This is a genomic window from Streptomyces sp. NPDC098101 (assembly GCF_044760185.1).
Lineage (GTDB): Bacteria > Actinomycetota > Actinomycetes > Streptomycetales > Streptomycetaceae > Streptomyces.
The window spans coordinates 1-21,928 of record NZ_JBIWAS010000010.1; the positions used below are offsets into that span (position 1 = coordinate 1).

Sequence of the window (21,928 nt, forward strand, 5' to 3'; positions counted from 1 at the left end):
CCGGACTCCCGGCGGCCCTCGGCCCGGCGGTCCGGAACCTCACGGTCCGGGCGGGAACGGTACGGAGAGGGACCCCGGGCACCGACACCGACCCCCCCCCCCCGGGGGGGGGGGCCCCCCCCCCCCCCCCCCCCCCCCCCCCCCCCCCCCCCGCCGCCGGGCCCGGCGTGCAGAATGCCGGACGGCACGTCCCCGACCGGAAGGCACCTCCATGAACCCCCTGCCCGCAACGGGCCGCCGCGTCCTCGTCAGCGGCGCCTCCCGGGGCCTCGGCGCCGAGGTCGCACGGAAGTTCGCGGCCAACGGCGACCGGGTCGCCGTCCACTTCGCCACCCGCGCCGAAGAGGCCCGGGCGACCCTGGACTCCCTCGAAGGGACGGGCCACGTCCTCGTCGGGGGCGACCTCGCGGACCCGGAGGCGGCCGCGACCGTGGCCGACACGGCGGCCGGGGCGCTCGGCGGGATCGACGTGCTGGTCAACAACGCGGCGGTGAACCTCCGCCACCCCCTCGCCGAGACCCCGTACGAGGAGTGGGTGGAGGTCTGGCGGCGGCACGTGTCGGTGAACCTGCTCGCGACCGCGCACCTCAGCCACCTCGCGGCCCGGCGGATGATCGACCAGGGCACGGGCGGCCGGATCGTCAACATCGGCTCCCGGGGCGCCTTCCGGGGCGAGCCCGACCACCCGGCCTACGGTGCGACCAAGGCGGCCGTCCACGCGCTCGGCCAGTCGCTCGCGGTCTCCCTCGCCCCCCACGGGATCGGCGTCGCCTCGGTCGCGCCCGGCTTCTTCGCCACCGAGCGGGTCGCACCGCGCCTGGAGGGACCCGAGGGGGCCGCGATCCGCGCCCAGAGCCCCTTCGGCCGGGTGGCCGACCCCGCCGAGATCGCGGCGGCCGTCCTGTGGCTCGCCTCGCCCGACGCGGAATGGGCGTCCGGTTCGATCCTCGACCTCAACGGAGCTTCCCACCTCAGGAGTTGACGGCCGGCTCCGGGTCGTCCGTCGTGATCTCGGGCTCCAGGCCCTCGGCGGGCGTGGTGCGGGAGCGGCCGACGTCGCCGCGCCACGCCTCGAAGGCGAGGGTGGTCGCGGTGACCACGGCGAGGCCGAGCAGCCAGCCCCCGATCACGTCGCTCACCCAGTGCACGCCGAGCGCGACGCGCGTGTAGCCCACGCCGACCACCGCCACCGCGGCCAGGACCCACGGCAGCGGCCGCCACGCGCGCGGGACCAGCGGCAGCAGGACGAGCAGCAGGACGGCGCAGGAGGTCACGGCCGTCATGGAGTGCCCGGAGGGGAAGGAGAAGCCCGGCGCGTGGGAGACCGGATCCGGCAGGTGCGGCCGGGCGCGCTCGACCACGTTCTTCACCAGCAGGCCCACGAGCCCGCCGGCGATCGCCGTGACGGCCGCCCAGGCGGCCAGCCGGAAGGCCCGCCGCCACAGGAGCCACACCACCACCCCGGCCACCAGGATCCGCATGGTCGCCGGTCCCCACGCGACGTGCGTGAGGAGGTCGAGGACCCGGACCCAGGCGGGATGGTCGAGCGCGGAGCGGTGCAGCCGCTCGGCCACGCCCTGGTCGAGCCGGTGCAGCGGGGCCCAGTGCGACTCCACCAGGACCAGCGCGAGGGAGAACGGAACGGCCGCCAGGGCCGTGAGGGCCGTGCCCGCCAGCAGCCTCGCGCCGAACCGGGCGTCGGGCCCGCCGTGCCCGGTCACGAGCCTCCCGAGGAGGCGCCGGATGCGGGAGGAACGCTCTGTCATGGTCGGTACGGTTCCTTTCCTTGGTGCGCGGAGGGGGCGGGGAGCGGTTCAGACCCCGGGATCCTCGCTGATCGGGGCGTCCACCCCCGCCCGTACGGCCTCCAGCTGGGCCGCGAAGGACAGGCCCAGGAAGAGCGAGAGCGACGTGAGGTACGACCACAGCAGCAGCGCCACGAACGCGCTCAGCGGGCCGTACACGGTGGTGAACGAGCCGCCGGAGCCGACGTACAGGCTCAGGGCCCAGGTCGCGCCCAGCCACAGCAGCAGGTGGACGGTGGCGCCGAAGGCCAGCCAGGTGTGGCCCGGCTGGGGGCGCCGGGGCGAGCGGCGGAAGACGACGCTGGTGGCGAGGACGGCCAGCAGGATCCCGACGGGCCAGCGCAGCAGGTCCCACGCGAGGCGGGTGCCCGGGCCGAGGTGGTAGACCTCGATGAGGGCGTGGCTCAGGTCGGACCCCAGGACGGTGACGCAGAAGCTCAGCCCGAGGGGCAGCCCGGCCAGTACCGACATCACGAGCCCGCGCGCGTACTTGTGGAGGAACGGGCGGTCGCGCTCGACGCCGTAGATCCGGTTGGCGCCGCGCTCCACCTGGCACATGCCGGTGGTGACGTTGGAGATCGAGAACAGCAGGCCGAACCAGAGGGCCACCGCGCCGCCGTCCCCGGCGTGCCGCCGGCTCGCCCGCAGGGCGTCGTCCACGACGTCCTGGCTGGGGCCGCTGATCCGGCGGATCAGCAGCTCGGCGATCCGCCCGACGTCCTCGGTGTGCAGCACCCCGGAGAGCCCTATGACCGCGATGGCGAAGGGGAGGATCGCCAGGACGGTCTGCAGGGCGAGGGCCCGGGAGTGGCTGAACCCGTCGGCGTAGCGGAACCGCACGAAGGAGTCCCGTACGAGCGCCCAGCCGCCGTAGCGGCGGAGCGTGGCCCAGGCGTCCTCTCCGGACAGGGTCTCGCCCTGGAGGCGCAGCTCGGCCTCCACGGCCCTGACCTCACTGAGCCGCGGTACGCGCGTCGCGGTGCCCATGCTCCGCCACCTCCTTCCCCGTCCCGGCCGGTATGCCGGTCCGCGCGGGCGCGGGCAGGCACACCCGCAGCGCCCCCGGCTCGACCTCCGCCGTCAGCCGCGTGCCTGCCGGGAGGACGTCGCCGTCGAGCTCGCGCGGCTGGGGACGGACGAAGCGGAGGTCGACGCGGGCCGCGCCGAAGTACTCCAGCGCGCCGTGCGCGGCGGTCCGCTCCCGCGTGCCGGAGGTGGGGGAGGTCCGTCCGCCCGGCAGGCGGGAGACCAGGTATCCGGCGGTGGCGAGCCAGCCGGTCACCCCGCGCGGGTCGAGCAGGACGACCTCCAGGCGGCCGCTGTCGGGCCGGGCGTCCGGCAGCAGCGGCAGCCCGCCCTGGAGGGAGCCGACGTTGCCGATGACGACCATGCGGGCCCGCCGTTCCAGCGGGGCGCCCCCGTCGAGCCGGATCGACAACCGCATCCGGGGGTCCCGCAGGTGCCGCGCGGCCGAGAGGACGTACGCGGCCCAGCCCAGGCGCTCCTTGAGCCGCGGCGAGGCGTCGCGGACCATGGCGGCGTCGAACCCGGCGCCCGCCATGACCGCGAACCGGGTCGGTGCGAGCCCGTCGCCCTCTACGCGCGCCACGTCGAGCCCGGCGGCCCGCCCGGACAGGGCCTCCCGCAGGGCGGCCACCGGTTCGACCGGCAGCCCCAGGTTGCGGGCGAGGAGGTTGCCGGTGCCGCAGGGGACGATCGCGAGGGGGACCCCGGTCCCGGCCGCCACGTCGGCGCAGGCGCGCACGGTGCCGTCGCCGCCGCAGACGACGACCAGGTCGACCGGGCCGAGCGGATCCGCGTCCGTCCCGGTCGGATGTGCGGCCAGGGCGCCGGACGGCTCCTCGGGCGTCGTCTCCGTCCACCGCTGCTCCGCGTACCCGTGCCGGCGCAGTACGGCCCTTACCCGGGCGGCGGTCTCGTCGCCGCACGCGTGCGGGTGGCGGACCACGACGGCCCGCCGCGTGCCGGGGGCGGCCGGCTCCGGCTCCGGGGCCGCCTCGTCCTTCCGGGCGCCGGGCAGCAGCGCGGCCCCCACGAGCAGCAGCGTGCAGGCGCCGTTCAGGAGCCCCACCACCACGTCGGAGGGGTGGTGCATCCCCCGGTACAGGCGGGAGAACGCCACGGCCGGGGGGATCAGCAGGAGGAGCCCCACGACGAGGTTCCGCCGGACGCCCCGCAGGTGCCGGAACGCGAGCACGGCCAGGCCTCCGTAGAGCGCCATGGAGGCCCCGACATGACCGGAGGGGAAGCTGGACGTCGGCGGCGCCCCGTCCAGGCGCGGCACGTCGGGACGGTCGCGGTTCACGACGAGGGTGACGAGCAGGAAGATCGCGGACTGCGCGGCCACGGACACGGCCAGGAACCCCGCCTCCCACCACCGGGGCGCCCGGGGCACGAGGAGCAGACCCAGCACGCAGAGCAGGGTCAGGGCGATCACGGTCTGGGTGTTCGCCACCAGCGACATCCAGTCGGTGAGCGCGGTCGCGGAGGGGTCGCGGTGGTCGGCCAGGGCGCGGTTGACGCCGTCCTCGGCCGACAGCGGCCAGTGGTGCGTCAGGGGCCCGGTCGCGAGCAGTCCCAGGGCGGCCACCAGGGCCGCCTGCACGGGCAGCAGCAGGAGCGTGCGGCCGGGTCTCGCTCCCACGTCGTGTGCGTTCGTCATTGACGCCGTGTTACCCGCCGGGCCCGGGTCATGCGCGGGCCTTCGCGGCCCGTCGCGGGACCGGTTGCCGGGGCGTTCGCGCACGCCGTGGCCCGCGTCCCCCGGGGGAACGCGGGCCGTTCGCGGGTCAGATGCCGCAGCCGGAGGCGGACCAGAAGCGGCTGGGCCGGTGGTCGACGTGGGCGTGGTCGCCGTGGCCCGGGTAGCCGGGCCCGAGGATGCCGTTGAAGCCGTGGTTGCGGGCCTGCTGGGCGAGCCGGCACAGCGAGTGGGGACCGGCGCCGAGGTCGGCTGCGTCACCGTACAGATGGCGGCTGGAGGAGGCGCCGCCGACCGCGCTGTTGCAGGCCTGGCTCCGGAAGCCGCTGGTGACGCGGATGGACTGGTCGCCGAGGGCGTGCCGCAGGGCCTCCAGCTTCCACATCGTCCGCAGCGCGTTGGACTTGGCGGTGGCCGCGCTCACCGCGCCCCCGGCCCAGGTGCTGTTGCAGTTGTTCAGCTCCGCGTAGGAGAAGTGGACGGGGGTGCAGTCGTCGTCCTGGAGCGCGTAGATCTTGCTGAACGTCGCGGGGCCCGCGACGCCGTCGGCGGCCAGTCCGTACGCGGCCTGGAAGCGTTTGACGGCGGCGGCGGTCGCCGGGCCGTAGGAGCCGTCGATGCCGAGCACCGCGCCGTAGCCGGGGTAGCCGGCGACGCGGATCTGCAGGGCCGTGACGTCGGCGCCGGACGCCCCCTGGGAGAGGGTGCGCGACCAGGTGTAGCAGCCGTCGGCCCGGGCGGTGCCCGCGGTGGCCACCACCCCGGCCAATGAGGCGGACAGGAGCATGACAAGGGAAAGAAGAAAGCGCAGGGGCAGGGAACGTGCGGTGCGTCCGGCCATCGGGCCTCCAGTGCCTCACGAATCGGATGTGATCCCAGGTGCGGGCACTCAGAGAGTGGCGGGCCGTGTGACGCGCGTCAACCCGCCCTGGCCGCCGCCATTTGTCGGCCCAATGGCGGTGGGGGAACGACGCCCCCGCCGGACCCCACCGGACCCCGCCGGGCCTCCGCCTCCGCCGGGCCTCTGCCTCCGCCCGCCTCCACCCGTCCTCGCTGGGCCTCCGCCCGTCCCCGCCGGGTCTCCGCCTCCGCCCGTCCCTGTCTCACATCGTTGGGCTCCCGCTTTCGTCCGGCCCCGTCCCTGTCTCAGGCCGTCGGCCTCCGCTTCCCTCCGGCCCCGGCCCCGTCTCTCAGGCCGTCGGCCTCCGCTTCCCTCCCGTCCCGGCCTCGTCTCAGACCGTCGGGCCCCCTCCTCCGCCCGGCCCCGGACCCGTCTCCGGCGTCGTACCCAGCCCCGTCCCCGTCCCGGTCCCGGTCCCCGTCCCCGTCTCCGAAGACGCATCGGTCCCGCCCAAGAGCCGTTCCGTCGCGCGGGCCTCCCGCAGGGCCGTGATCACCGACCAGACCACCGACACCAGCGGCACCGCCACCACCGCGCCCACGATGCCGGCCGCGATCGAGCCCGCGAGGACCGAGACCGCGACCACCAGCGGATGCAGCCGTACGGCCCAGCTCATCACCAGCGGGTGCAGCAGATGTCCCTCGATCTGGCCGATCACCACGATCAGGGCGATCACGACCGCCGCGACGAACGGCCCCTTCGCCGCCAGGGCGACGACCGCGGCGACCGCGAGGGCGACCGGCGAACCGATCAGCGGGACGAACGCGGCCGCGAACTCCAGGAGCGCCAGCGGGACCGCGAGCGGCACCCCCAGCAGCCACAGCGCGATCCCCACGAGCACCGCGTTCGTCGCGGCCACGAGCACGATCCCGTGCGTGTAGCCGGTGAACGTGCGCCACGCCGCCCGCCCGCCGGTCTCCACCCGCCCCCGCAGGGACGCCGGCAGCTGCTCCCGGAACCACGCCCACTGGCGGTCGCCCGAGTGCAGGAAGAACACCGAGGAGAACAGGGCGAGCGCCAGCGTGGCCAGCACCGCCACCAAGTGGTGCGCCCCGCTCACCGCGTCGCTGACCAGCGTCGAACGGTGGTCGGAGAGGAACCGCCCGATTCTCTCCTGCGCGTCCGACAGCGCCTCGGGGTTCAGCCGGAACGGCGGCCGCTCCAGCCACCGCTCGATCCGCCCGACGCCGTCCCGGAACTCCCGCACCAGCGTCGTCCGCTGCCCCGCCACCGCCTCGCCGACCAGCGTGAGCACGCCCAGGACCAGCGCGATGCCGCCCAGCAGGGTGAGGGCGACCGCCGCCGACCGGGGGAGCCCCCGGGCGACGAGGTCCGCGACCGGCCGCAGCAGCGCGGTGACGACCAGACCGAGGAACAGCGCCACCCCGATCTCGTGGAACCGCCCGAGCAGGGCGAACAGGGCGTAGACGAGGGTGCCGACGACCAGCAGCCGCCACGCGTACGCGGCGGCCGTGCGGAGGAACGGGGCCACCTGCGGTGGGGAGCCTGGCTGCATGACCGACGACGTACCACCGCGGCGGCGCCGGACCACACCGGCGGGCCCGCATTCGCCCGACCAGGACCCGGCATTGGCCCGACCGGGTCCCCGGCCGGTTCCCCCGTACGGGCGTCCGGCCGGTGTCGCCGCCCCCGTACGGCCGCCGCCCGGTCAGGATCGGTGCATGGGCGTCGTCCTGCCGGTCCTCTTCTCCCTCTTCGCCGCGTTCAGCAACGCGCTGGCCACGGTGCTCCAGCGGCGTGCCGCGCTCACCGTCCCCCAGTCCGACTCCTTCCGGCCCGGACTGATCCTCGACCTGCTGCGCCGCCCGCTCTGGCTGGCGGGCATCCTCGCCGTCATCGCCGCCGGCGTCGGACAGGCGGCGGCCCTCGCGACCGGACCGCTGGCCCTCGTCCAGCCCCTGTTCGTGCTCGAACTGCCCCTCGCCCTCCTCATCGCCTCCCTCATGGCGCGCGAACGGCTGCCCGGCCGCCTCTGGGCGGCCGTGGCGGCGGTCGTGGCCGGACTCGGAGTGGCCCTCGTCGCCGCCTCGCCCGCCGGCAACCGCACCCACGTCGCCCTGGACCGCTGGGTGCCGGTCCTGGTGGCCTGCGCCGTCGCCGTGGTGGCGCTCGCCGCCACCGGACTGCGCCGGCCGCCCGGCCGGGCCAGGGCGGCCTGCCTCGGCGCCGCCACCGCGATCTGCTACGCCCTCACCGCCGCCCTCATGAAGACGTCCATGCACATCCTCGACGACGGCGGACTCGGCGCCTTCCTGACGGCCTGGCAGACCTACGCCTTCTGCGCGGCGGGGATCGCGGCCCTCCTGCTGCTCGAACACGCCATGCAGGGCGGCCCGCTCGTGGCCTCGCAACCCGCCCTCACCCTCGGCGACGCCACGGTCAGCCTGAGCCTGGGCGTCCTGCTGTACGAGGAGCACGTCCGCACGGGCTGGTGGCTGCTGCCCCAGCTGGCCGGGGTGGCGCTCGTCGTCCTCGGAGTGTTCGCGCTGGCCCGCGGCGGGGCCAGTACCTCCTGACCCCGGGCGCGGAACGGGGCCGACCGGGTGAGACCGGCACCAGCGGGTAGGGGCAGGGTCCGAAAGAACGCGCGGAGGAAACGGAGTACCCGATGACCGGCGTGAACGGCACCGGTGGCGAGGACCGCGGAGAGGACCGGGACGCCGGACCGGACCTCCTCGAAGGCCTCAGCGTGGACACCAGCCGGCCCGAGCAGCCGCTCCTGCTCGGCGCCGGGGGCGAGCCCATCCGCACGTGGCGGGAGAACTACCCGTACCCCCGCAAGGTGCGCCGCGCCGCGTACGAGCGGGAGAAGCGGATCCTGCAGATCGAACTGCTCAAGATGCAGCGCTGGGCCAAGGAGACCGGCGCCCGGATCACCGTGCTGTGCGAGGGACGGGACGCCGCGGGCAAGGGCGGCACCATCCAGCGGTTCACCGAGCGGCTCAACCCGCGCGGCGCCCGGATCGTCGCCCTCGACAAGCCGACCGAGCGCGAGGCCGGACAGTGGTACTTCCAGCGCTACGTGGCCCACCTCCCGGGCCCGGGCGAGATCGTCTTCTTCGACCGCTCCTGGTACAACCGGGCCGGGGTCGAGCGGGTGATGGGATTCTGCACCGACGACGAGTACGAGCTGTTCCTCCACCAGTGCCCGCTGTTCGAGCGCATGTTGGTCGAGGACGGGATCCACCTCGTGAAGCTCTGGTTCTCCGTCTCCCGGTCCGAACAGCGCACCCGCTTCGCCATCCGCCAGGTCGACCCGGTGCGGCAGTGGAAGCTCTCGCCCACGGACCTCTCCTCCCTCGACCGCTGGGACGACTACACCACCGCGAAGGTCGCCATGTTCAGGGCGACGGACACCGAGCACGCGCCCTGGACCGTGGTCAAGAACAACGACAAACGCCGGGGCCGCCTCGAAGCCATGCGCAGCCTCCTGTCCCGCGTCGACTACGCGAACAAGGACGAGGAGGCCGTCGGCACGCCCGACCCGCTCATCGTCGGAGCGGCGGACACCCTGCTGGAACCGGGGGAGGAGACGACCGTCCTCTCCCCCACGCCCCTGGCCCCCGCCCGGCAGGGCCCGGGGGAGCACCCCCCGGCCCGCTGAACTCCCCGCCCCCTACTCCTCCGGCCGTCCGGCGCGGGCCGTCTCGTCCTGGACGAGCAGGGAGAGCAGGGAAGCGACCGACAGGCCCGCCTCCGCCGGGTGGCGCAGCACCCTGTCCGGCTCGATGCGGTACGTGTTGCCGCGCCCGTCGCGGGTGTGGGAGAGGTAACCGTCCTGTTCGAGGTCGGAGATGATCCGCTGGACGGCCCGCTCCGTGAGCCTGCAGTGGGCGGCGATGTCGCGGATGCGGACGTTCGGGTCGTCGGCGATCGCCGCCAGCACGCGCGCGTGGTTGGTGACGAACGTCCAGCCGCTGTGTGATCCGGGCACTCCCGCCATGGTCGGCATCCTAGGGAACGGCATTGTCGGACGGCAAATACGTGACATAATTTTCGTGTCACAGATGACGTGTTCCCGTGGAAGTCACAGGAAGGGTCCGGAGATGTCCTTGGGCGAGGCCGTCATGACAGGGCGCGAGAGCGATCTCGACGGGAGCGGGGACCGGGGGACCGGACCGCGCGACGCGGGGACTCCTGAGCGGTACGAGGCGCACGGAGCCCCGGTCGTCGTCGCGCGCGGTTCCTACGACATGCAGACGGTCGCCCCCCTGGCGACCGCCCTGCGCGCCGCGGCCGGGCACCACCCGAGAGTGGTCCTGGACGTCTCCGCCGTCACCTTCGCGGACTCGGCCTTCCTGAACCTGCTGATCCTCACCCACCGGACGACGGACCTGCGCCTGGCCGGACCGACGACACCGGTGCGCCGGATCCTGGAGCTCACCGGGGTCGACACCGTCCTGAAGGTGCGGCGGACGGTGGAGGAAGCGGCCACCTGCTAGAGGAACCGGCGGATGGGCAGCACGGCCTTCTCCCCCAGCCGCTGGAGCGCGGCACGGCGCCGCCAGCGGGCCGGATCGACGGGGGTGCTGCGCCGCAGGTCCTCGTCGAAGTCCCGGTCCAGACCGGCGGTGAACTCCTCGTCGAGGACGGCCAGCATCACCTCCTCGTCATGGCTCATGGAACGCCGGTTGAAGTTGGTCGAGCCGGTCAGCGAGGCCACGCCGTCGATCGTCATGATCTTGGCGTGCATCATCGTCGGCTGGAACTGGTGGATGGTCACCCCCGCCTCCAGCAGCCGCTCGTAGTGGTACTGGCCCGCCAGGCGGCAGGCCCGCTGATCGGTGTGGGGCCCGGGCAGCAGGATCTCCACGGTCACGCCGCGCCGCGCGGTCGCGCACAGCAGGTCCACGAAGTAGGTGTCCGGCGCGAAGTAGGCGGTGGCCAGCCGGAAGCGCTGCTCGGCGCTGGTGAGCATGACCCGGATCAGGGTCTGCATGTCCTGCCAGCCGATGCTCGCCGAGCCGCGGATCACCTGCACCACGCAGTCCCCGGACTGCTCGTGCTCGGTGAACAGGTCCCGGTCGTCGTACAGCTCGTCGTGGCACTCGGCCCAGTTCTGCGAGAAGGCCGCGGCGATGCCGTCCACCGCCGGACCGCGGACCTTGACGTGGGTGTCGCGCCACTCGCCGGGATTCCGGGCGTCGCCGCACCATTCCTCGGCGATGCCCACGCCGCCCGTGAACGCCGTGTGCTCGTCGACGATCAGCGCCTTGCGGTGGCAGCGGTGGTTCTGCTTGAGCGGCGAGAGCCACAGCGGCTTGCGGAACCAGGCGACCCGCACGCCGGCCTCGCCCATCCGGTCGAGGAGGTCCTGCTCGATCCGCATGGCGCCGAAGCCGTCGAGGAGCAGCCGCACCCGCACCCCGGCGGCGGCCCGTTCGGCCAGGGCCTCGGCGAAGTCCCGGGCGATCTGCCCGCGCCAGTAGACGAAGGTCATCATGTCGATGGTGTGCTCGGCCGCCTTGATGGCGTCCAGCATGGCCGGAAAGATCTGATCGCCGTTGCGCAGCGCGACCAGCTCGTTCCCCTCGGTCGCGGCGACGCCCATCAGCCGTTCCAGCCGCCGGCGCAGATGCCGTATGCGGGCCTCGGCGGGTCTGGGACGCTGGTCCACGGAGGTCATTCGGTTCCCCTTCGAGCCGTTCGGAAAGCCTGTGGCGCACGCCCGGGCCCGACCGGCCCGGGCGCGGTGAACGGCAGGCCTCTCAGGCCCCCGGTCGAACTGGCTTCCGTTTCCATGCAGTCCACATGCCCGGCAGCCGGAACCGTATCCGGATGTGCGGGCAAGATCTCACCGACCGGCCCGCGACCCCGCCCGGCGCCCCGCGTCAGACCATCACCAGGAGCCGCGTGTTCGGCACGAGCTTCCGGTTCACGCTGGTGCTCTGCACGAAGATGGTGAAGTCGTCGTTGTGGTCCGGCCTGACGCGCACCTCCACGTCCGGCAGACCGAGCAGGGCCCGGGCCTCGGGCCCCGTGTACACCCGGTCCGTCTTCTTCTCCAGCACCGCGATCCGCTTCCGCGCCTGGACCTTCTCCGACTTGCTCAGCTGGTAGAACGCGCAGCCCGTGCGGTAGGCGTGCCCGGACTCCACGACCCGGTCCCGGATCGCCGTGTCCTGGACCACCGGCACCAGCCGGTACGCCGACGGGTCCGCGGGGGTGAGGCCGGCCGCCGCCACCGTGTCCTTGTTGACGGCCTCCGCGCCCGTGGAGAACACCGCCCGCGACCCCCGGATGCCCTTGGTGCGGCCCACCATGAACTTCTCGGTGGCCTCCTGGATGACCTGCCCGGCCTCCTCCAGGCCCCGTGTGCTCGTGGCGTCCCAGACCGCGACGTTCTCCTTCGGGAAGCCGCACTGCACGGCCTCGCGCTTCCCCACCTGGTCCGGCACGAGGACGGCCAGCGTCCAGTTGTCCTGCTGCGTCTCGATCATCCCGGCCACGGCCTTCACCAGCTCGCGCGGATCCCTCGACGGGGCGTCCGGGCAGCGGTGGCTCGCGTTCTCCTGGCCGTCCGTCAGCACGAACGTCAGGAAGCTGTGGTCGCCGTACAGCTGGGCCGTCCGCGCCAGCTCCGCCTGCGACTTCAGCGTGGCCGCCAGCAGGGACGTCATCCCGCCGACCCGGTACAGCTGCTTCAGGGACGGCATCCGCAGCACGTCCTTGTCGTAGATGACGCACTCCACCTTGTCCGCGAAGACGTACACCGTGACCCGGGTCTCCTGGTCCAGCTCCTCCGACCGGCGGGCGAGGTACGCGATCTGCTGGTCGGCGACCTCCACGACCTTGCCGCTCAGGTGGTGCATCGACGAGCTGGCGTCCAGCACGAGCGCGACGTGATTGATGTAGTTCTGGTTCCCGGACATGACGGTTCCCCCTCGTTCCCAAGTCTCCGACCGGATGCTCCTACCGTCCCACCCACCACTGACAATCGGGCTCCGCGCGATCCCGTCACCCGTCCAGGGCTTCCAGGCCCCGGCTCCAACGGGCCTTCCGCTCCGCCGCGTTCCGCTCCCACCACGGCTCCCCGCGCTCCCCGAGGGCCACCGTCGGCCGCCGACGACGACGTACCGCCCGTCGGGCGTGCGCTCCGGACCGGACCCCGACGTCATCGGCACCGGCTCCCTTCGGTTCCGCACCATCCTGCGACGGAAGCCGCGCCCCCGCTTCCCGGCCGCGCCCGAAAAGGGCCGCGCGGAACCCCGGTGAATCGCACGGCACGGGGTACACGGGGCCGCATGGCAGCGAAGACCGATCACCTCACCCCCTTGCGGGCCACGCGTCAGTTGCGCCGGATCCGCACCTTCTACGCGGCGGCCGCCCTGCTGTGGGCCGTCGCGGCGACCTGGACGGCGTGGACGCACCCCGGGTCCCGGCAGATGTGGGTCTCCGTGGCCCTGCTGGCGGTCTTCGTCGCCCTGCTGGGCACCGTCGCCCTGTGGCTGCGCGGCCTGCGGGCCGCCGCCGGACACCGTCCGGCGCACCACGCCGCACCGCGACGGGCGTCCGCCCCCCGTCACGCGAACGCCTGAGGCCGGCCCGCGCGGAGCCGTTCCCCGGCATGTCGCGGGAACCCTCCGGTACGGCTTCGTCAGGAGAATGAGGAGGACCCGGCCCGACGGTCGGGCCGGGTCCCGTTGAGGAGCAGCCATGACCACGTTCGTCATCACCGTCCCCGGTACGTTCACCTCGGGCATCAGCGACTCGGCCCGTTCGGCCCTCGAAAGGGAGCTGTCCCCCCAGCACACCGACGTGAGCGAGAGCGAGGGCCTGGACCTCCTCACGCTGAACGAGGGGGGCACCTTCTCGATCCGTCTCGAAGTGGAGGCCCCGGACCGCTACGAGGCCGAGCTGGACGCCGTCCGGATCGTCTCGCGGGCGCTGGGGAAGGCGGGAGTCGCGGAGGCCGACGCCCCTCTCGGGCCGCCGACCGTCACCGGCATCGACAGCGACCTCTGATCCGCACCGGCCCGCCCTTCCCGGCGGGTCACAACTCCTTCAGGCTTCCCTCGAACTCGGGGAGGGAGACCAGGCCGTCGCCGTCGACGTCCGCCCTGCGGAAGAGCCGCCGCAACGCGTCGGCGTCGAGGTCCCGCCCCGTCAGCCGTTTCACGGCACCGCCGAACTCGTGGACGTCGAGCAGCCAGTCGTCGTCGGTGTCGAACTCCCCGAACACCGCCCTGGTCCCGTCCGGCGCGTTCGCCTCGACCATGTGACACCCCCTCGTCGTCCCCGGACCTCCGCCGGGGAGGGACCGTCCGCCTGCCCGCCCTCCGGGTGCGCAAACGGCCCGGCACGGCGCGCCTCGGCCGGACGGGACCAGGGCGGTGGACGATGGCGGGGCGACGGCCCGCGACGGCCCGGCCGGCGCTCCCCCGGCGCGTGAGAAGGAGCTGCCATGGACCGGCCCGATCGGTCGGAACCCGACCGGCAAGGAGGCCTCCCCTGCGCCGGGGAGGCGACGGCGTGACCGCCGTGCCGGAGGGAGAGCCCGGGGGCGGCCGCTACGGCGAAGCCGCCTTCCGGCCCGACCGGACCGGCGAGGACGCGCGCATCGACCACGGCGCGCTCGCCTACGACGACCTCACCGTGCACCGGCTGCGGGCGTTGGGAGCGGGCCCGGGGTGGCGCTGCCTCGACGTGGGCGCCGGCACGGGCACGATCGCCCGGCGGCTGCTGGACGAGGCCGGGGTGACGAGCGTGCTCGCCGTGGACCGTGACGTACGGTTCCTCGCGGAACGTCCCGCGCCCGGGCTCGACCTCCTGGAGGCCGACGTCACCGCCCCGGACTTCGCCCCCGGCCGGTTCCGGCTCGTCCACGCGCGCTTCGTCCTGATGCACCTGCCCGGGCACGACCGGCTGATCGGGAAGCTGGCCGAGCTGCTGGAACCCGGGGGAGTGCTGGTGCTGGCCGACGCCGTGGACCTGACGAGCGACCGGGCACCCCGTACGCCGTACACCACGGCCATGCGGGCGATGTGGCAGGGCCTGCGGGACACCATCGGCACCGACGTCTCCTGGGTGCCGTCCTACCCGCACCTGCTGCGGGAGGCGGGGCTCGAAGCCGTCGCGGCCGAGATCCACGTGCCGCCGCTGCTGCCCGGCAGCCCCCTCTGCCGTTTCTGGGCCGACACCTGGGAGCGGAGCAGGGCGGCCATGACCGCCACTGGCCTGGTCGACGACGAGGCCGTCGACGCGGCGGTCCGGTACCTGGACTCCGGCGACTGCGCCGCGCTCTCGGCCGGGATGCTCACCGCCTGGGGGAGAAGGCCCCCGGAGACGCCGCGCTGACGCCTCCCGGCCCGGGGGAGGGGTTGCGCCGTGCGAGGGACAGGTTCAAGGCGGTGGCGAACAGGCACCAGGCCGCGTAGGGGAGGAGCGCGCGGCCGGCGGTGCGGTCCACGGCGTACGTCCTCCGGAGGAGCCGGACGTTGCCGACGTCCAGGAGCACGGTGCCGACCACCCCCGCCCACGGGCTGCGCCTGCGGAAGAACAGGTGGTTCCAGGCCGCGTTCAGCACCAGGTCCGCCCCCAGGGAGGCGGCCAGCGCGGTGCGCCGCGCGCCGCGCGCCCGGGCGAGCCCCCGTCCGCCGGCCCAGGCGAGCGACACGTACAAGGGGGTCCAGACGGCCCCGAACGCCCAGGGCGGCGGCTGCCACGGCGGCTTGTCGAGCGACGCGTACCACGGGCCGTCCGCGTCCACGGCGCGGGCGCCGACCACGGCGGTCGCGGCGACCGCCACGGCCGAGGCCGCGTAGGGCTTCCATCCGCCGACGGCGGGCTTCGTCTTCTCACCGGTGATCCTCACACCGTGGCGTGTGCCCGCGTTCTCCCCTCCCGACGCCCCCGCGTGCGGGAATGGGCGCGGATCCGGAGGGCACGTGAACCCCGTGACGGCATGTCGCCCGGTCTCCCGGGCGCGGCCGAGGACGGAACAGGGAACGAGGGAGAGCGCGTATGACCGGACGGACCGTGCCGGGACGGGAACGACGGCTGAGGCCGGTGGATCGCGGCGACGTCCCGACACCGCCGCTGCGGCCGGGCGGTTACGATCCGGCCGCCTACGCCGCGTGCGTCCTGCGCAGCGCGGAGGAGACGGGCGTCTCGCCCCTGCTGGTGATGACCGTGCTCCACAACGAGGCGTACAAGCCGCACCACCCGCTGCTGGAACGGCTCTGGCAGTGGTGGAAGCCCGGGGCGTCCTTCGGCCTCGCCAACATGCACCGCGCGGCCTTCGAACAGGTCCGCCGGACGCACGGCCTGGCCGAGCGGTGGCAGGACCTCCGCGACGACCCCGCCTTCGCCGTCCACGCGGCCGCCCTGCACCTGAAGGACCTCGACCGGAGCCTTCCGGAGCGCCACGCGCGCCGCTACACCCGCGACGAACTGCTCGCCCTCGGCTACAACACGGGCGCGCGCAACATGCGCCTCTTCGCCCGGGGCGTCCCGCCCGGCCCCATGGCCCGCTCGTACCTGCGCCGCTTCCGCGACCACCGGACCAGGGCGGCCGAGATCCTGGCGGACCACCACGAGCCGTACGACAGCGCCACCGGCTGACCCCGGGGCCGTAGGCGGGCTCCGCCGTGTTCTGTCCCGCGACCCGGAGGCCCCGGCGCGATTCGTCCGCATCGATGTCCCCGCACCGGTCATACGGACGGTGCCGCGAGGCGTGCCGAACAGGGAGAGGGCGGGGACGGGATGGACGGACACGACCGGGAGAGCTGGAGCGGGCGAGCGGTGTGCCGGACGGCGGACCCCGACGAGCTCTTCGCCGACGGCGCCGCCCAGAAGCAGGCCAAGGCGCTCTGCTCGGCCTGCCCCGTGCGGACCGAATGCCTGGCCCACGCCCTCGACCGGCGCATCGAGCACGGCGTGTGGGGCGGTATGACCGACCGGGAGCGGCGTGCCCTGCTGCGCCGGCGCCCCGCCGTGACGTCCTGGCGGCGTCTGCTGGACGCGGCACGGGCGGAGCACGAACGACGGGCGCGCCGCACGGACGCCCCGCCCCTGCGCGCGGCCCGCTGACCACCGGTACGGAGGGCGCGAGCGCGGCCGTTCGCGTCCTGCTCGGCGGAGCAGGCGCGCGACCGGTCCGTCGGCTCCCGCCCACCGTGCTCAGCCCCGTCCAGCGCGGTGGCGCGGTGCGCCGGTGACCGATCATGGCCCGGGCCCGGCGGCCGGGCCATGGGGAGAAGTACGTATGGACAGCGGCCCGTTACCGTGGACCGGCACGGTTCGCCGGGGCTCCGGGAGAAGAGGCCATGAGGGATCGGTACGCGCGGATGCTGGACCTGGCGGTCGGGGTGATGGACGCCGACGACCCGGAGCGCGTCTGGTCCCTGCTCACCGAGGAGCTGCTCACGGCGCTCGACGCGACGCTGGTCGTGGTCAAGGAGGAGCCCTGGACGCGGGAGCGGGGCCGCGTCGAACTCCGGTCGTACGGGACGGAGACGGAAGGCCCCCTCGACGAGTCGGTCCGGCGCCGCATCCGGGAGGGCTACCCCTTCGCCGGGTACTACGAAGGGCACGGGGAGCGGATCCCGCAGAGCGCCGCGCGCCTCGCGGGAGGGCGCGTCTGGCGGCACAGCGCGACGGCCGACGCCCTCCACCGGGCCTTCGGGACGCGGCACACGCTCGGCATACCGTTCCCCGGCACGGGCCCGCACGTCAGCGGGTTCATGGTGCACCGCCCGGGCGGGGACTTCTCCGTCCACGACGTGCGGTACGCCGCGCGCGTACAGCCGCTGCTCAAGGCGGCGGCGAACCACCGGTCCCTCCTGAACGCGCTGCGGGAGGCGTCGGGCGGCGACCACGGGGGACGGGCCGACCGGTCGCCGGTCGAGCCGCCGACCCCCCGCGAGCTGACCGTCCTGCACCTGCTCGCCGCCGGCCTGTCGGCCGACTCGATGGCGCGCCGCCTCGGCATCTCGCCGCGCACCGTGCACAAGCACCTGCAGGCCCTCTACCGCAAGCTGGGAGCCGCCGACCGGCTCGACGCGGTGCTGCGCGCCCAGCGCGCCGGTCTGCTCGCCGAGGTCGGCGGCCCCCGGGAGCCGGGCGCCCGGCCCTTCCGGGACCGGTGACCCGCCACCGTTCAAACCGCTCCTCACGCGGGGCACTTGGGATTGCCCGCCGATCGGAAAACTGGTCCAGACCTCTTGACGATTGGTCCAGACCTTCTTAATGTCGCCGCAACGCACTGCGGTGATCGCAGGGCAGGGCACCACGTACTCAGGGCCATGCAGGGCGTGCGGGTCACGGATCGTCCCCCGCGCACCGGATCCCATCCGAGGAGCATCGTTGAGCACCGAAACACCCCGCCGCCGACTCCGGTCGCCGCGGAGCGTCACCCGGTCCGGCCGGGCCAGGGCCGTCGCCGGCGTCACCGCGCTGGTCCTTCCCCTGGCCGCCATGGTCGGACTCGCGGCCCCCGCGGAGGCGGCCGCCTCCGCCACCGCGACCTACACCAAGAAGTCCGACTGGGGCTCCGGCTTCGAGGGCCAGTGGACGGTGAAGAACACCGGCACCACCACGCTCTCCTCCTGGACCGTCGAGTGGGACTTCCCCACCGGCACCAAGGTCACCTCCGCGTGGGACGCCACCGTCACCAACTCCGTGAACCACTGGACCGCGAAGAACCTGGGCTGGAACGGCACCCTCGCCCCCGGCGCCTCCATCTCCTTCGGGTTCAACGGCACCGGCACCGGCGCCCCCTCCGGCTGCAAGCTCAACGGCGCCTCCTGCGACGGCGGTACCACCAACCCCGGTGACAACGCCCCCTCCGCCCCCGGCAAGCCCACCGCCAGCGACATCACCGACACCTCGGTGAAGCTCACCTGGGCGGCCGCCACCGACGACAAGGGCGTCAAGAACTACGACGTCAAGCGCGACGGCGCCACCGTCGCCACGGTCACCGGCACCACGTACACCAACACCGGCCTGACCGCCGGCACCGACTACAGCTACACGGTCGTCGCCCGCGACACCGCCGACCAGACCGGCCCGGCCTCCGCCGCCACGCCGGTCCGCACCACCGGCGGCGGTGGCGGCGGCGAGAACCCCGGCGGCAACGGGAAGATCAACCTGGGCTACTTCACCAACTGGGGCCCCTACACGGTGAAGAACCTGGTGACCTCCGGCTCCGCGTCGAAGATCACCCACATCAACTACGCCTTCGGCAACGTGCAGAACGGCAAGTGCACCGTCGGCGACGCCTACGCCGACTACGAGAAGTCCTTCACCGCCGACCAGTCGGTGGACGGCAAGGCCGACGTGTGGGACCAGCCGCTGCGCGGCCACTTCAACCAGCTGCGCAAGCTGAAGGCGCAGTACCCGCACATCAAGGTCCTGTGGTCGTTCGGCGGCTGGACCTGGTCCGGCGGCTTCGGCCAGGCCGTGCAGAACCCGACCGCCTTCGCCCAGTCCTGCTACGACCTGGTCGAGGACCCGCGCTGGGCCGACGTCTTCGACGGCATCGACCTGGACTGGGAGTACCCCAACGCCTGCGGTCTGACCTGTGACACCAGCGGCCCGGCCTCGATCAAGAACATGATGCAGGCCATGCGCGCCAAGTTCGGCGCCAACAACCTGATCACCGCGGCCATCACCGCCGACGGCTCCAGCGGCGGCAAGATCGACGCGGCCGACTACGGCGGCGCCGCCCAGTACATCAACTGGTACGACGTGATGACCTACGACTACTTCGGCACCTGGGCCGCGCAGGGCCCGACCGCCCCGCACTCCCCGCTGACCTCGTACCCCGGCATCCCCGCCCAGGGCTTCAACTCGGCGGACGCGATCGCCAAGCTGAAGGCCAAGGGCGTCCCCGCCTCCAAGCTGCTGCTCGGCATCGGCTTCTACGGACGCGGCTGGACCGGCGTCACCCAGTCCGCCCCCGGCGGCACGGCCACCGGCCCGGCGGCCGGCGTCGAGCCGGGCAACCAGTACTACAAGGTCCTCAAGACCACCTGCCCGGCCACCGGCACCATCGCCGGCACGGCCTACGCCCACTGCGGCACCGACTGGTGGAGCTACGACACCCCGGCCACGGTCGCGACCAAGATGTCCTGGGCCAAGGGTCAGGGCCTGGGCGGCGCGTTCTTCTGGGAGTTCAACGGCGACACCGTCGACGGCGAACTGGTGAACGCGATCAGCAACGGCCTGAAGTAGGGCCCGGCGGCCGCCTTCGCGCCGCACCGCACCACCGAAGAGGTCCCGCCCGCCCCCGGAAGGGGGCGGGCGGGACCGTTTTCCGTCCAGGCCGCCTCCCCGGGGCCCGGGTCAGGGGGTGCGCCGCCCGCCGTCCCGGTCGCGGCCGCGCACCCGTACGGTCACGTAGACCACGAGGGCGAGGGCGCCCAGGACCAGGACGGCCTTGGAGACGAAGCCGACGTACCTCCCCACCACGTCCCACTGGTCCCCCAGCCAGTAACCGGCCAGGATCAGGGCGGCGTTCCAGATCAGGCTGCCGAGCGCGGTCAGCGCGACGAACAGGGGCAGCGACATGCGCTCCACCCCCGCCGGGGCGGAGACGAGGCTGCGGATGACGGGCACCATGCGGCCGAGGAAGACCGCCTTGGTGCCGTGCCGGGCGAACCACTCCTCCGTACGCTCCAGGTCGGAGGACTTCACCAGCGGCAGCCTCGCCCAGAGGGCGTGCACGCGCTCCCGGCCGAGCAGCGCCCCGAGCCAGTAGAGGACCAGGGCCCCCACGACCGAGCCGAGCGTGGTCCAGAACAGCGCCGAGAACAGCGTGAGGACGCCCTGCCCGGCCGCGAACCCGGTCAGCGGCAGGATCACCTCGCTCGGCAGGGGCGGGAAGAGGTTCTCCAGCGCGACGGCCAGACCGGCCCCGGGACCGCCCAGGGTCTCGACGAGGCCGATCGCCCAGCCCGCGAGACCGCCGGAGGGCCGCTGCGCAGCCGAGTACGTGAGGTGCATGGTGGTCTCTCCAAGCCGCCGGGCCGATCGGTCACCCGGGGCCGCGCCCCGCCACCGCCGCGGCGGGCCCGCACGGACCGGTGACGGTCCGAGGCCCGGGAGTGCCTTCCCTGCTACCCGCTCCGCCGCGATCCCCACGCGCGGATCCGGAATCGACGACGACAGCCCGCGCGGCCCGGCCCGGGCACCACGGGATTCCTGTCCGGAGGGGGCATGGCCGGGCGCGTCCGGGGAAGACGGACACCACTTGTTGGACCGTGAAAGGCCGGCCCGTGCTGACTCCCGACCCCCGCACCCTCCGTTCCCTGCTCACCCGTTACGCGGACCTGCGCATCGCCGAGGCGCGTGGCGAGAAGAGGGACGGGCAGCCGCTGGAAGACATCTCCCGCGCCCTGTGCGCGGCCACCGGCACGACCCGCGTCGAGGACGCCCTGGCGGCCGCCGACGCCCTGCTCGCGGCCGCCCGCGCGCGGGGCGTCCGGACGGCACCGAAGCTGGCCGCCTGAGACGTCCTCGGCCCCGTCGCCGGCCGGTGGGCGGCTTTTCCGTTACCCGAAGGGCGCAAGATCGATTGACGGGGCCAAGATCGGGGTAGGGCGGTGACGGGTGCCTTCCCCCGGTGGGCGGCACCGTTCTTTTCACCCCGGCCGGGAGTCCCGGCGCGATCGAAGGATGCAGCATGGCCAGCGGTACCGTGAAGTGGTTCAACGCCGAGAAGGGCTTCGGTTTCATCGCCCAGGACGGCGGCCCGGACGTCTTCGCCCACTACTCCAACATCTCCGGCAACGGCTACCGGGAGCTGGTGGAGGGCGAGGTGGTCACCTTCGACGTGACGCAGGGCCAGAAGGGGCCCCAGGCCGAGAACATCGTCCGCGGCTGACGAGCACCGGCCGCGAGGAACCGGCGGGGCGCCCCACGGGGCGGTGCCCGCCGGTGTACGGGGGAGGGGTCCGGTTTCGCCGGGCCCCTCCCGCGCGTGAGGCGACCGCCCCCGGCCGTGACCGCCCCCGCCCTCGGCCGCCCTCAGCGGTGGCCGGCCTCGTGTTCGGCCATCCGCCGGAACTCGCCCAGGTCGTAGTTGGCCAGGGTCGCGTCGAGGTTCGTCACGGCACCCAGGTGCTCGACGAAGCCCTTCGGCTCGTACTCGACCTGGAGCGTCACCCGGCTCTCCGTGTCGCCGAGCCGGTGGAAGGTGACGACCCCCGCGTGGTGGACCCCCTCCGTCGTCCGCCAGGCGATCCGCTTCTCCGGGACCACCTCGGTCAGTTCGGCCACGAAGGCCTTGTCGGCGCCCGGCAGGGAGACCTGCCAGGCGAACGTTCCGGCGTCGATCCGGTCGACGCGCTTGACGTGGCTCAGGAACGTGGGCCAGCGCTCGACGTCGGCCCAGAGGGACCAGCTCACGGCCACCGGTGCCTTGATGTCGATCGCTTCCAGCAACGAGGACGCCACGGACGTCTCCTCCTCCTGTGGGAAAGGACGGGTTTCTCCGCCCGTACCCCCGAAGACGCGTTTCACCGTCCGTGCTCCCGG

Annotated in this window: 25 protein-coding genes; 13 read left to right on the forward strand and 12 right to left on the reverse strand. The window is 73.8% G+C overall.

What is annotated here, in order from left to right; genetic code table 11:
- The first annotated feature begins 211 nt into the window (after positions 1-211).
- Positions 212-982 carry an SDR family NAD(P)-dependent oxidoreductase gene (locus ACIQVI_RS31160; RefSeq protein ID WP_403601955.1) on the forward strand — a complete coding sequence of 257 codons (771 nt, stop codon included), beginning with the start codon at positions 212-214 and terminating at the stop codon, positions 980-982.
- On the opposite strand, the gene ACIQVI_RS31165 is transcribed toward ACIQVI_RS31160, so the two are convergent.
- The 5 genes from ACIQVI_RS31165 to ACIQVI_RS31185 form a co-directional block, all read right to left on the reverse strand.
- Entirely contained in the window at positions 972-1,766 is a 795-nt protein-coding gene (locus ACIQVI_RS31165) for a phosphatase PAP2 family protein (protein ID WP_403601958.1), read from the reverse strand. The genes ACIQVI_RS31160 and ACIQVI_RS31165 overlap by 11 nt on opposite strands.
- Positions 1,767-1,814: 48 nt before the next feature.
- Positions 1,815-2,792, reverse strand: coding sequence for a YihY/virulence factor BrkB family protein (locus ACIQVI_RS31170; RefSeq protein WP_351974087.1), 978 nt, complete (start codon positions 2,790-2,792; stop codon positions 1,815-1,817).
- On the reverse strand, positions 2,758-4,488 hold the full coding sequence (locus ACIQVI_RS31175; RefSeq protein WP_403601961.1) for a diacylglycerol kinase family protein: 1,731 nt from the start codon (positions 4,486-4,488) through the stop codon (positions 2,758-2,760). The genes ACIQVI_RS31170 and ACIQVI_RS31175 overlap by 35 nt, the downstream gene beginning before the upstream one ends.
- A gap of 127 nt (positions 4,489-4,615) precedes the next feature.
- Complete coding sequence (locus ACIQVI_RS31180; RefSeq protein WP_403601963.1) at positions 4,616-5,368, reverse strand: D-Ala-D-Ala carboxypeptidase family metallohydrolase; 753 nt, start codon at positions 5,366-5,368, stop codon at positions 4,616-4,618.
- 391 nt (positions 5,369-5,759) lie between these two features.
- Entirely contained in the window at positions 5,760-6,944 is a 1,185-nt protein-coding gene (locus tag ACIQVI_RS31185) for an AI-2E family transporter (RefSeq protein ID WP_403601966.1), read from the reverse strand.
- Between the two features lie 166 nt (positions 6,945-7,110).
- Here ACIQVI_RS31185 and ACIQVI_RS31190 point away from each other — a divergent pair, with 166 nt between their 5' ends.
- Entirely contained in the window at positions 7,111-7,965 is an 855-nt protein-coding gene (locus tag ACIQVI_RS31190) for a DMT family transporter (protein ID WP_403601969.1), read from the forward strand.
- A gap of 92 nt (positions 7,966-8,057) precedes the next feature.
- On the forward strand, positions 8,058-9,053 hold the full coding sequence (gene ppk2 / locus ACIQVI_RS31195; RefSeq protein ID WP_403601972.1) for a polyphosphate kinase 2: 996 nt from the start codon (positions 8,058-8,060) through the stop codon (positions 9,051-9,053).
- 12 nt (positions 9,054-9,065) lie between these two features.
- Here the strand turns inward: ppk2 and ACIQVI_RS31200 are convergent, their stop codons facing one another.
- Positions 9,066-9,392, reverse strand: coding sequence for a helix-turn-helix transcriptional regulator (locus ACIQVI_RS31200; protein WP_403601975.1), 327 nt, complete (start codon positions 9,390-9,392; stop codon positions 9,066-9,068).
- A 103-nt stretch (positions 9,393-9,495) separates the two neighbouring features.
- Here ACIQVI_RS31200 and ACIQVI_RS31205 point away from each other — a divergent pair, with 103 nt between their 5' ends.
- Positions 9,496-9,891 (forward strand): STAS domain-containing protein, encoded by a 396-nt coding sequence (locus ACIQVI_RS31205; protein WP_403601978.1) that lies wholly within the window; start codon positions 9,496-9,498, stop codon positions 9,889-9,891.
- On the opposite strand, the gene ACIQVI_RS31210 is transcribed toward ACIQVI_RS31205, so the two are convergent.
- Together ACIQVI_RS31210 and ACIQVI_RS31215 are read right to left on the reverse strand one after the other, a co-directional pair.
- Complete coding sequence (locus tag ACIQVI_RS31210; RefSeq protein WP_403601981.1) at positions 9,888-11,075, reverse strand: phosphatidylserine/phosphatidylglycerophosphate/cardiolipin synthase family protein; 1,188 nt, start codon at positions 11,073-11,075, stop codon at positions 9,888-9,890. The genes ACIQVI_RS31205 and ACIQVI_RS31210 overlap by 4 nt on opposite strands.
- Positions 11,076-11,280: 205 nt before the next feature.
- Positions 11,281-12,321, reverse strand: coding sequence for a vWA domain-containing protein (locus ACIQVI_RS31215; RefSeq protein ID WP_403601984.1), 1,041 nt, complete (start codon positions 12,319-12,321; stop codon positions 11,281-11,283).
- A gap of 372 nt (positions 12,322-12,693) precedes the next feature.
- Between ACIQVI_RS31215 and ACIQVI_RS31220 the strand changes: the two genes are divergently transcribed.
- Both ACIQVI_RS31220 and ACIQVI_RS31225 read left to right on the forward strand, forming a co-directional pair.
- Positions 12,694-12,987, forward strand: a complete 294-nt coding sequence (locus ACIQVI_RS31220) for a hypothetical protein (RefSeq protein ID WP_121829171.1) — start codon at positions 12,694-12,696, stop codon at positions 12,985-12,987.
- Positions 12,988-13,105: 118 nt separating this feature from the next.
- Positions 13,106-13,414, forward strand: a complete 309-nt coding sequence (locus ACIQVI_RS31225) for a hypothetical protein (RefSeq protein WP_121829170.1) — start codon at positions 13,106-13,108, stop codon at positions 13,412-13,414.
- A gap of 28 nt (positions 13,415-13,442) precedes the next feature.
- Here ACIQVI_RS31225 and ACIQVI_RS31230 read toward each other — a convergent pair whose 3' ends face one another.
- Positions 13,443-13,667 (reverse strand): EF-hand domain-containing protein, encoded by a 225-nt coding sequence (locus ACIQVI_RS31230; protein ID WP_351973545.1) that lies wholly within the window; start codon positions 13,665-13,667, stop codon positions 13,443-13,445.
- A gap of 254 nt (positions 13,668-13,921) precedes the next feature.
- Between ACIQVI_RS31230 and ACIQVI_RS31235 the strand changes: the two genes are divergently transcribed.
- Positions 13,922-14,746, forward strand: coding sequence for a class I SAM-dependent methyltransferase (locus ACIQVI_RS31235; RefSeq protein WP_403601989.1), 825 nt, complete (start codon positions 13,922-13,924; stop codon positions 14,744-14,746).
- On the opposite strand, the gene ACIQVI_RS31240 is transcribed toward ACIQVI_RS31235, so the two are convergent.
- Positions 14,706-15,263: a TspO/MBR family protein gene (locus tag ACIQVI_RS31240; protein ID WP_403601991.1), complete on the reverse strand. Its 558-nt coding sequence runs from the start codon at positions 15,261-15,263 to the stop codon at positions 14,706-14,708. The two genes, ACIQVI_RS31235 and ACIQVI_RS31240, sit on opposite strands and share 41 nt — an antisense overlap.
- Before the next feature lie 149 nt (positions 15,264-15,412).
- On the opposite strand from ACIQVI_RS31240, the gene ACIQVI_RS31245 reads away from it, so the two are divergent.
- The 4 genes from ACIQVI_RS31245 (at position 15,413) to ACIQVI_RS31260 (ending at position 19,624) form a co-directional block, all read left to right on the forward strand.
- Positions 15,413-16,012, forward strand: a complete 600-nt coding sequence (locus ACIQVI_RS31245) for a lytic transglycosylase domain-containing protein (protein WP_403601994.1) — start codon at positions 15,413-15,415, stop codon at positions 16,010-16,012.
- Between the two features lie 141 nt (positions 16,013-16,153).
- Complete coding sequence (locus ACIQVI_RS31250) at positions 16,154-16,480, forward strand: WhiB family transcriptional regulator (RefSeq protein ID WP_403601997.1); 327 nt, start codon at positions 16,154-16,156, stop codon at positions 16,478-16,480.
- A 236-nt stretch (positions 16,481-16,716) separates the two neighbouring features.
- Positions 16,717-17,538, forward strand: coding sequence for a response regulator transcription factor (locus ACIQVI_RS31255; protein ID WP_403601999.1), 822 nt, complete (start codon positions 16,717-16,719; stop codon positions 17,536-17,538).
- A 217-nt stretch (positions 17,539-17,755) separates the two neighbouring features.
- Entirely contained in the window at positions 17,756-19,624 is a 1,869-nt protein-coding gene (locus tag ACIQVI_RS31260) for a glycoside hydrolase family 18 chitinase (protein ID WP_351971354.1), read from the forward strand.
- Between the two features lie 111 nt (positions 19,625-19,735).
- Here the strand turns inward: ACIQVI_RS31260 and ACIQVI_RS31265 are convergent, their stop codons facing one another.
- Positions 19,736-20,395, reverse strand: a complete 660-nt coding sequence (locus ACIQVI_RS31265; protein WP_403602002.1) for a DedA family protein — start codon at positions 20,393-20,395, stop codon at positions 19,736-19,738.
- 272 nt (positions 20,396-20,667) lie between these two features.
- On the opposite strand from ACIQVI_RS31265, the gene ACIQVI_RS31270 reads away from it, so the two are divergent.
- Complete coding sequence (locus ACIQVI_RS31270) at positions 20,668-20,901, forward strand: DUF5133 domain-containing protein (RefSeq protein WP_403602005.1); 234 nt, start codon at positions 20,668-20,670, stop codon at positions 20,899-20,901.
- Positions 20,902-21,074: 173 nt separating this feature from the next.
- Positions 21,075-21,275, forward strand: coding sequence for a cold-shock protein (locus ACIQVI_RS31275; RefSeq protein ID WP_121829160.1), 201 nt, complete (start codon positions 21,075-21,077; stop codon positions 21,273-21,275).
- A 143-nt stretch (positions 21,276-21,418) separates the two neighbouring features.
- Here the strand turns inward: ACIQVI_RS31275 and ACIQVI_RS31280 are convergent, their stop codons facing one another.
- Positions 21,419-21,847, reverse strand: a complete 429-nt coding sequence (locus ACIQVI_RS31280) for an SRPBCC family protein (RefSeq protein WP_351971357.1) — start codon at positions 21,845-21,847, stop codon at positions 21,419-21,421.
- Positions 21,848-21,928: the final 81 nt, after the last annotated feature.

Coding starts and splice junctions, on each gene's coding strand:
- ACIQVI_RS31210 (WP_403601981.1), bottom strand. CDS start 11,075: ATGACCTCCGTGGACCAGCGTCCCAGACCCGCCGAGGCCCGCATACGG.
- ACIQVI_RS31245 (WP_403601994.1), top strand. CDS start 15,413: ATGACCGGACGGACCGTGCCGGGACGGGAACGACGGCTGAGGCCGGTG.
- ACIQVI_RS31265 (WP_403602002.1), bottom strand. CDS start 20,395: ATGCACCTCACGTACTCGGCTGCGCAGCGGCCCTCCGGCGGTCTCGCG.
- ACIQVI_RS31200 (WP_403601975.1), bottom strand. CDS start 9,392: ATGGCGGGAGTGCCCGGATCACACAGCGGCTGGACGTTCGTCACCAAC.
- ACIQVI_RS31225 (WP_121829170.1), top strand. CDS start 13,106: ATGACCACGTTCGTCATCACCGTCCCCGGTACGTTCACCTCGGGCATC.
- ACIQVI_RS31230 (WP_351973545.1), bottom strand. CDS start 13,667: ATGGTCGAGGCGAACGCGCCGGACGGGACCAGGGCGGTGTTCGGGGAG.
- ppk2 (WP_403601972.1), top strand. CDS start 8,058: ATGACCGGCGTGAACGGCACCGGTGGCGAGGACCGCGGAGAGGACCGG.
- ACIQVI_RS31165 (WP_403601958.1), bottom strand. CDS start 1,766: ATGACAGAGCGTTCCTCCCGCATCCGGCGCCTCCTCGGGAGGCTCGTG.
- ACIQVI_RS31215 (WP_403601984.1), bottom strand. CDS start 12,321: ATGTCCGGGAACCAGAACTACATCAATCACGTCGCGCTCGTGCTGGAC.
- ACIQVI_RS31220 (WP_121829171.1), top strand. CDS start 12,694: ATGGCAGCGAAGACCGATCACCTCACCCCCTTGCGGGCCACGCGTCAG.
- ACIQVI_RS31275 (WP_121829160.1), top strand. CDS start 21,075: ATGGCCAGCGGTACCGTGAAGTGGTTCAACGCCGAGAAGGGCTTCGGT.
- ACIQVI_RS31190 (WP_403601969.1), top strand. CDS start 7,111: ATGGGCGTCGTCCTGCCGGTCCTCTTCTCCCTCTTCGCCGCGTTCAGC.
- ACIQVI_RS31160 (WP_403601955.1), top strand. CDS start 212: ATGAACCCCCTGCCCGCAACGGGCCGCCGCGTCCTCGTCAGCGGCGCC.
- ACIQVI_RS31180 (WP_403601963.1), bottom strand. CDS start 5,368: ATGGCCGGACGCACCGCACGTTCCCTGCCCCTGCGCTTTCTTCTTTCC.
- ACIQVI_RS31250 (WP_403601997.1), top strand. CDS start 16,154: ATGGACGGACACGACCGGGAGAGCTGGAGCGGGCGAGCGGTGTGCCGG.
- ACIQVI_RS31255 (WP_403601999.1), top strand. CDS start 16,717: ATGAGGGATCGGTACGCGCGGATGCTGGACCTGGCGGTCGGGGTGATG.
- ACIQVI_RS31205 (WP_403601978.1), top strand. CDS start 9,496: ATGTCCTTGGGCGAGGCCGTCATGACAGGGCGCGAGAGCGATCTCGAC.
- ACIQVI_RS31170 (WP_351974087.1), bottom strand. CDS start 2,792: ATGGGCACCGCGACGCGCGTACCGCGGCTCAGTGAGGTCAGGGCCGTG.
- ACIQVI_RS31175 (WP_403601961.1), bottom strand. CDS start 4,488: ATGACGAACGCACACGACGTGGGAGCGAGACCCGGCCGCACGCTCCTG.
- ACIQVI_RS31185 (WP_403601966.1), bottom strand. CDS start 6,944: ATGCAGCCAGGCTCCCCACCGCAGGTGGCCCCGTTCCTCCGCACGGCC.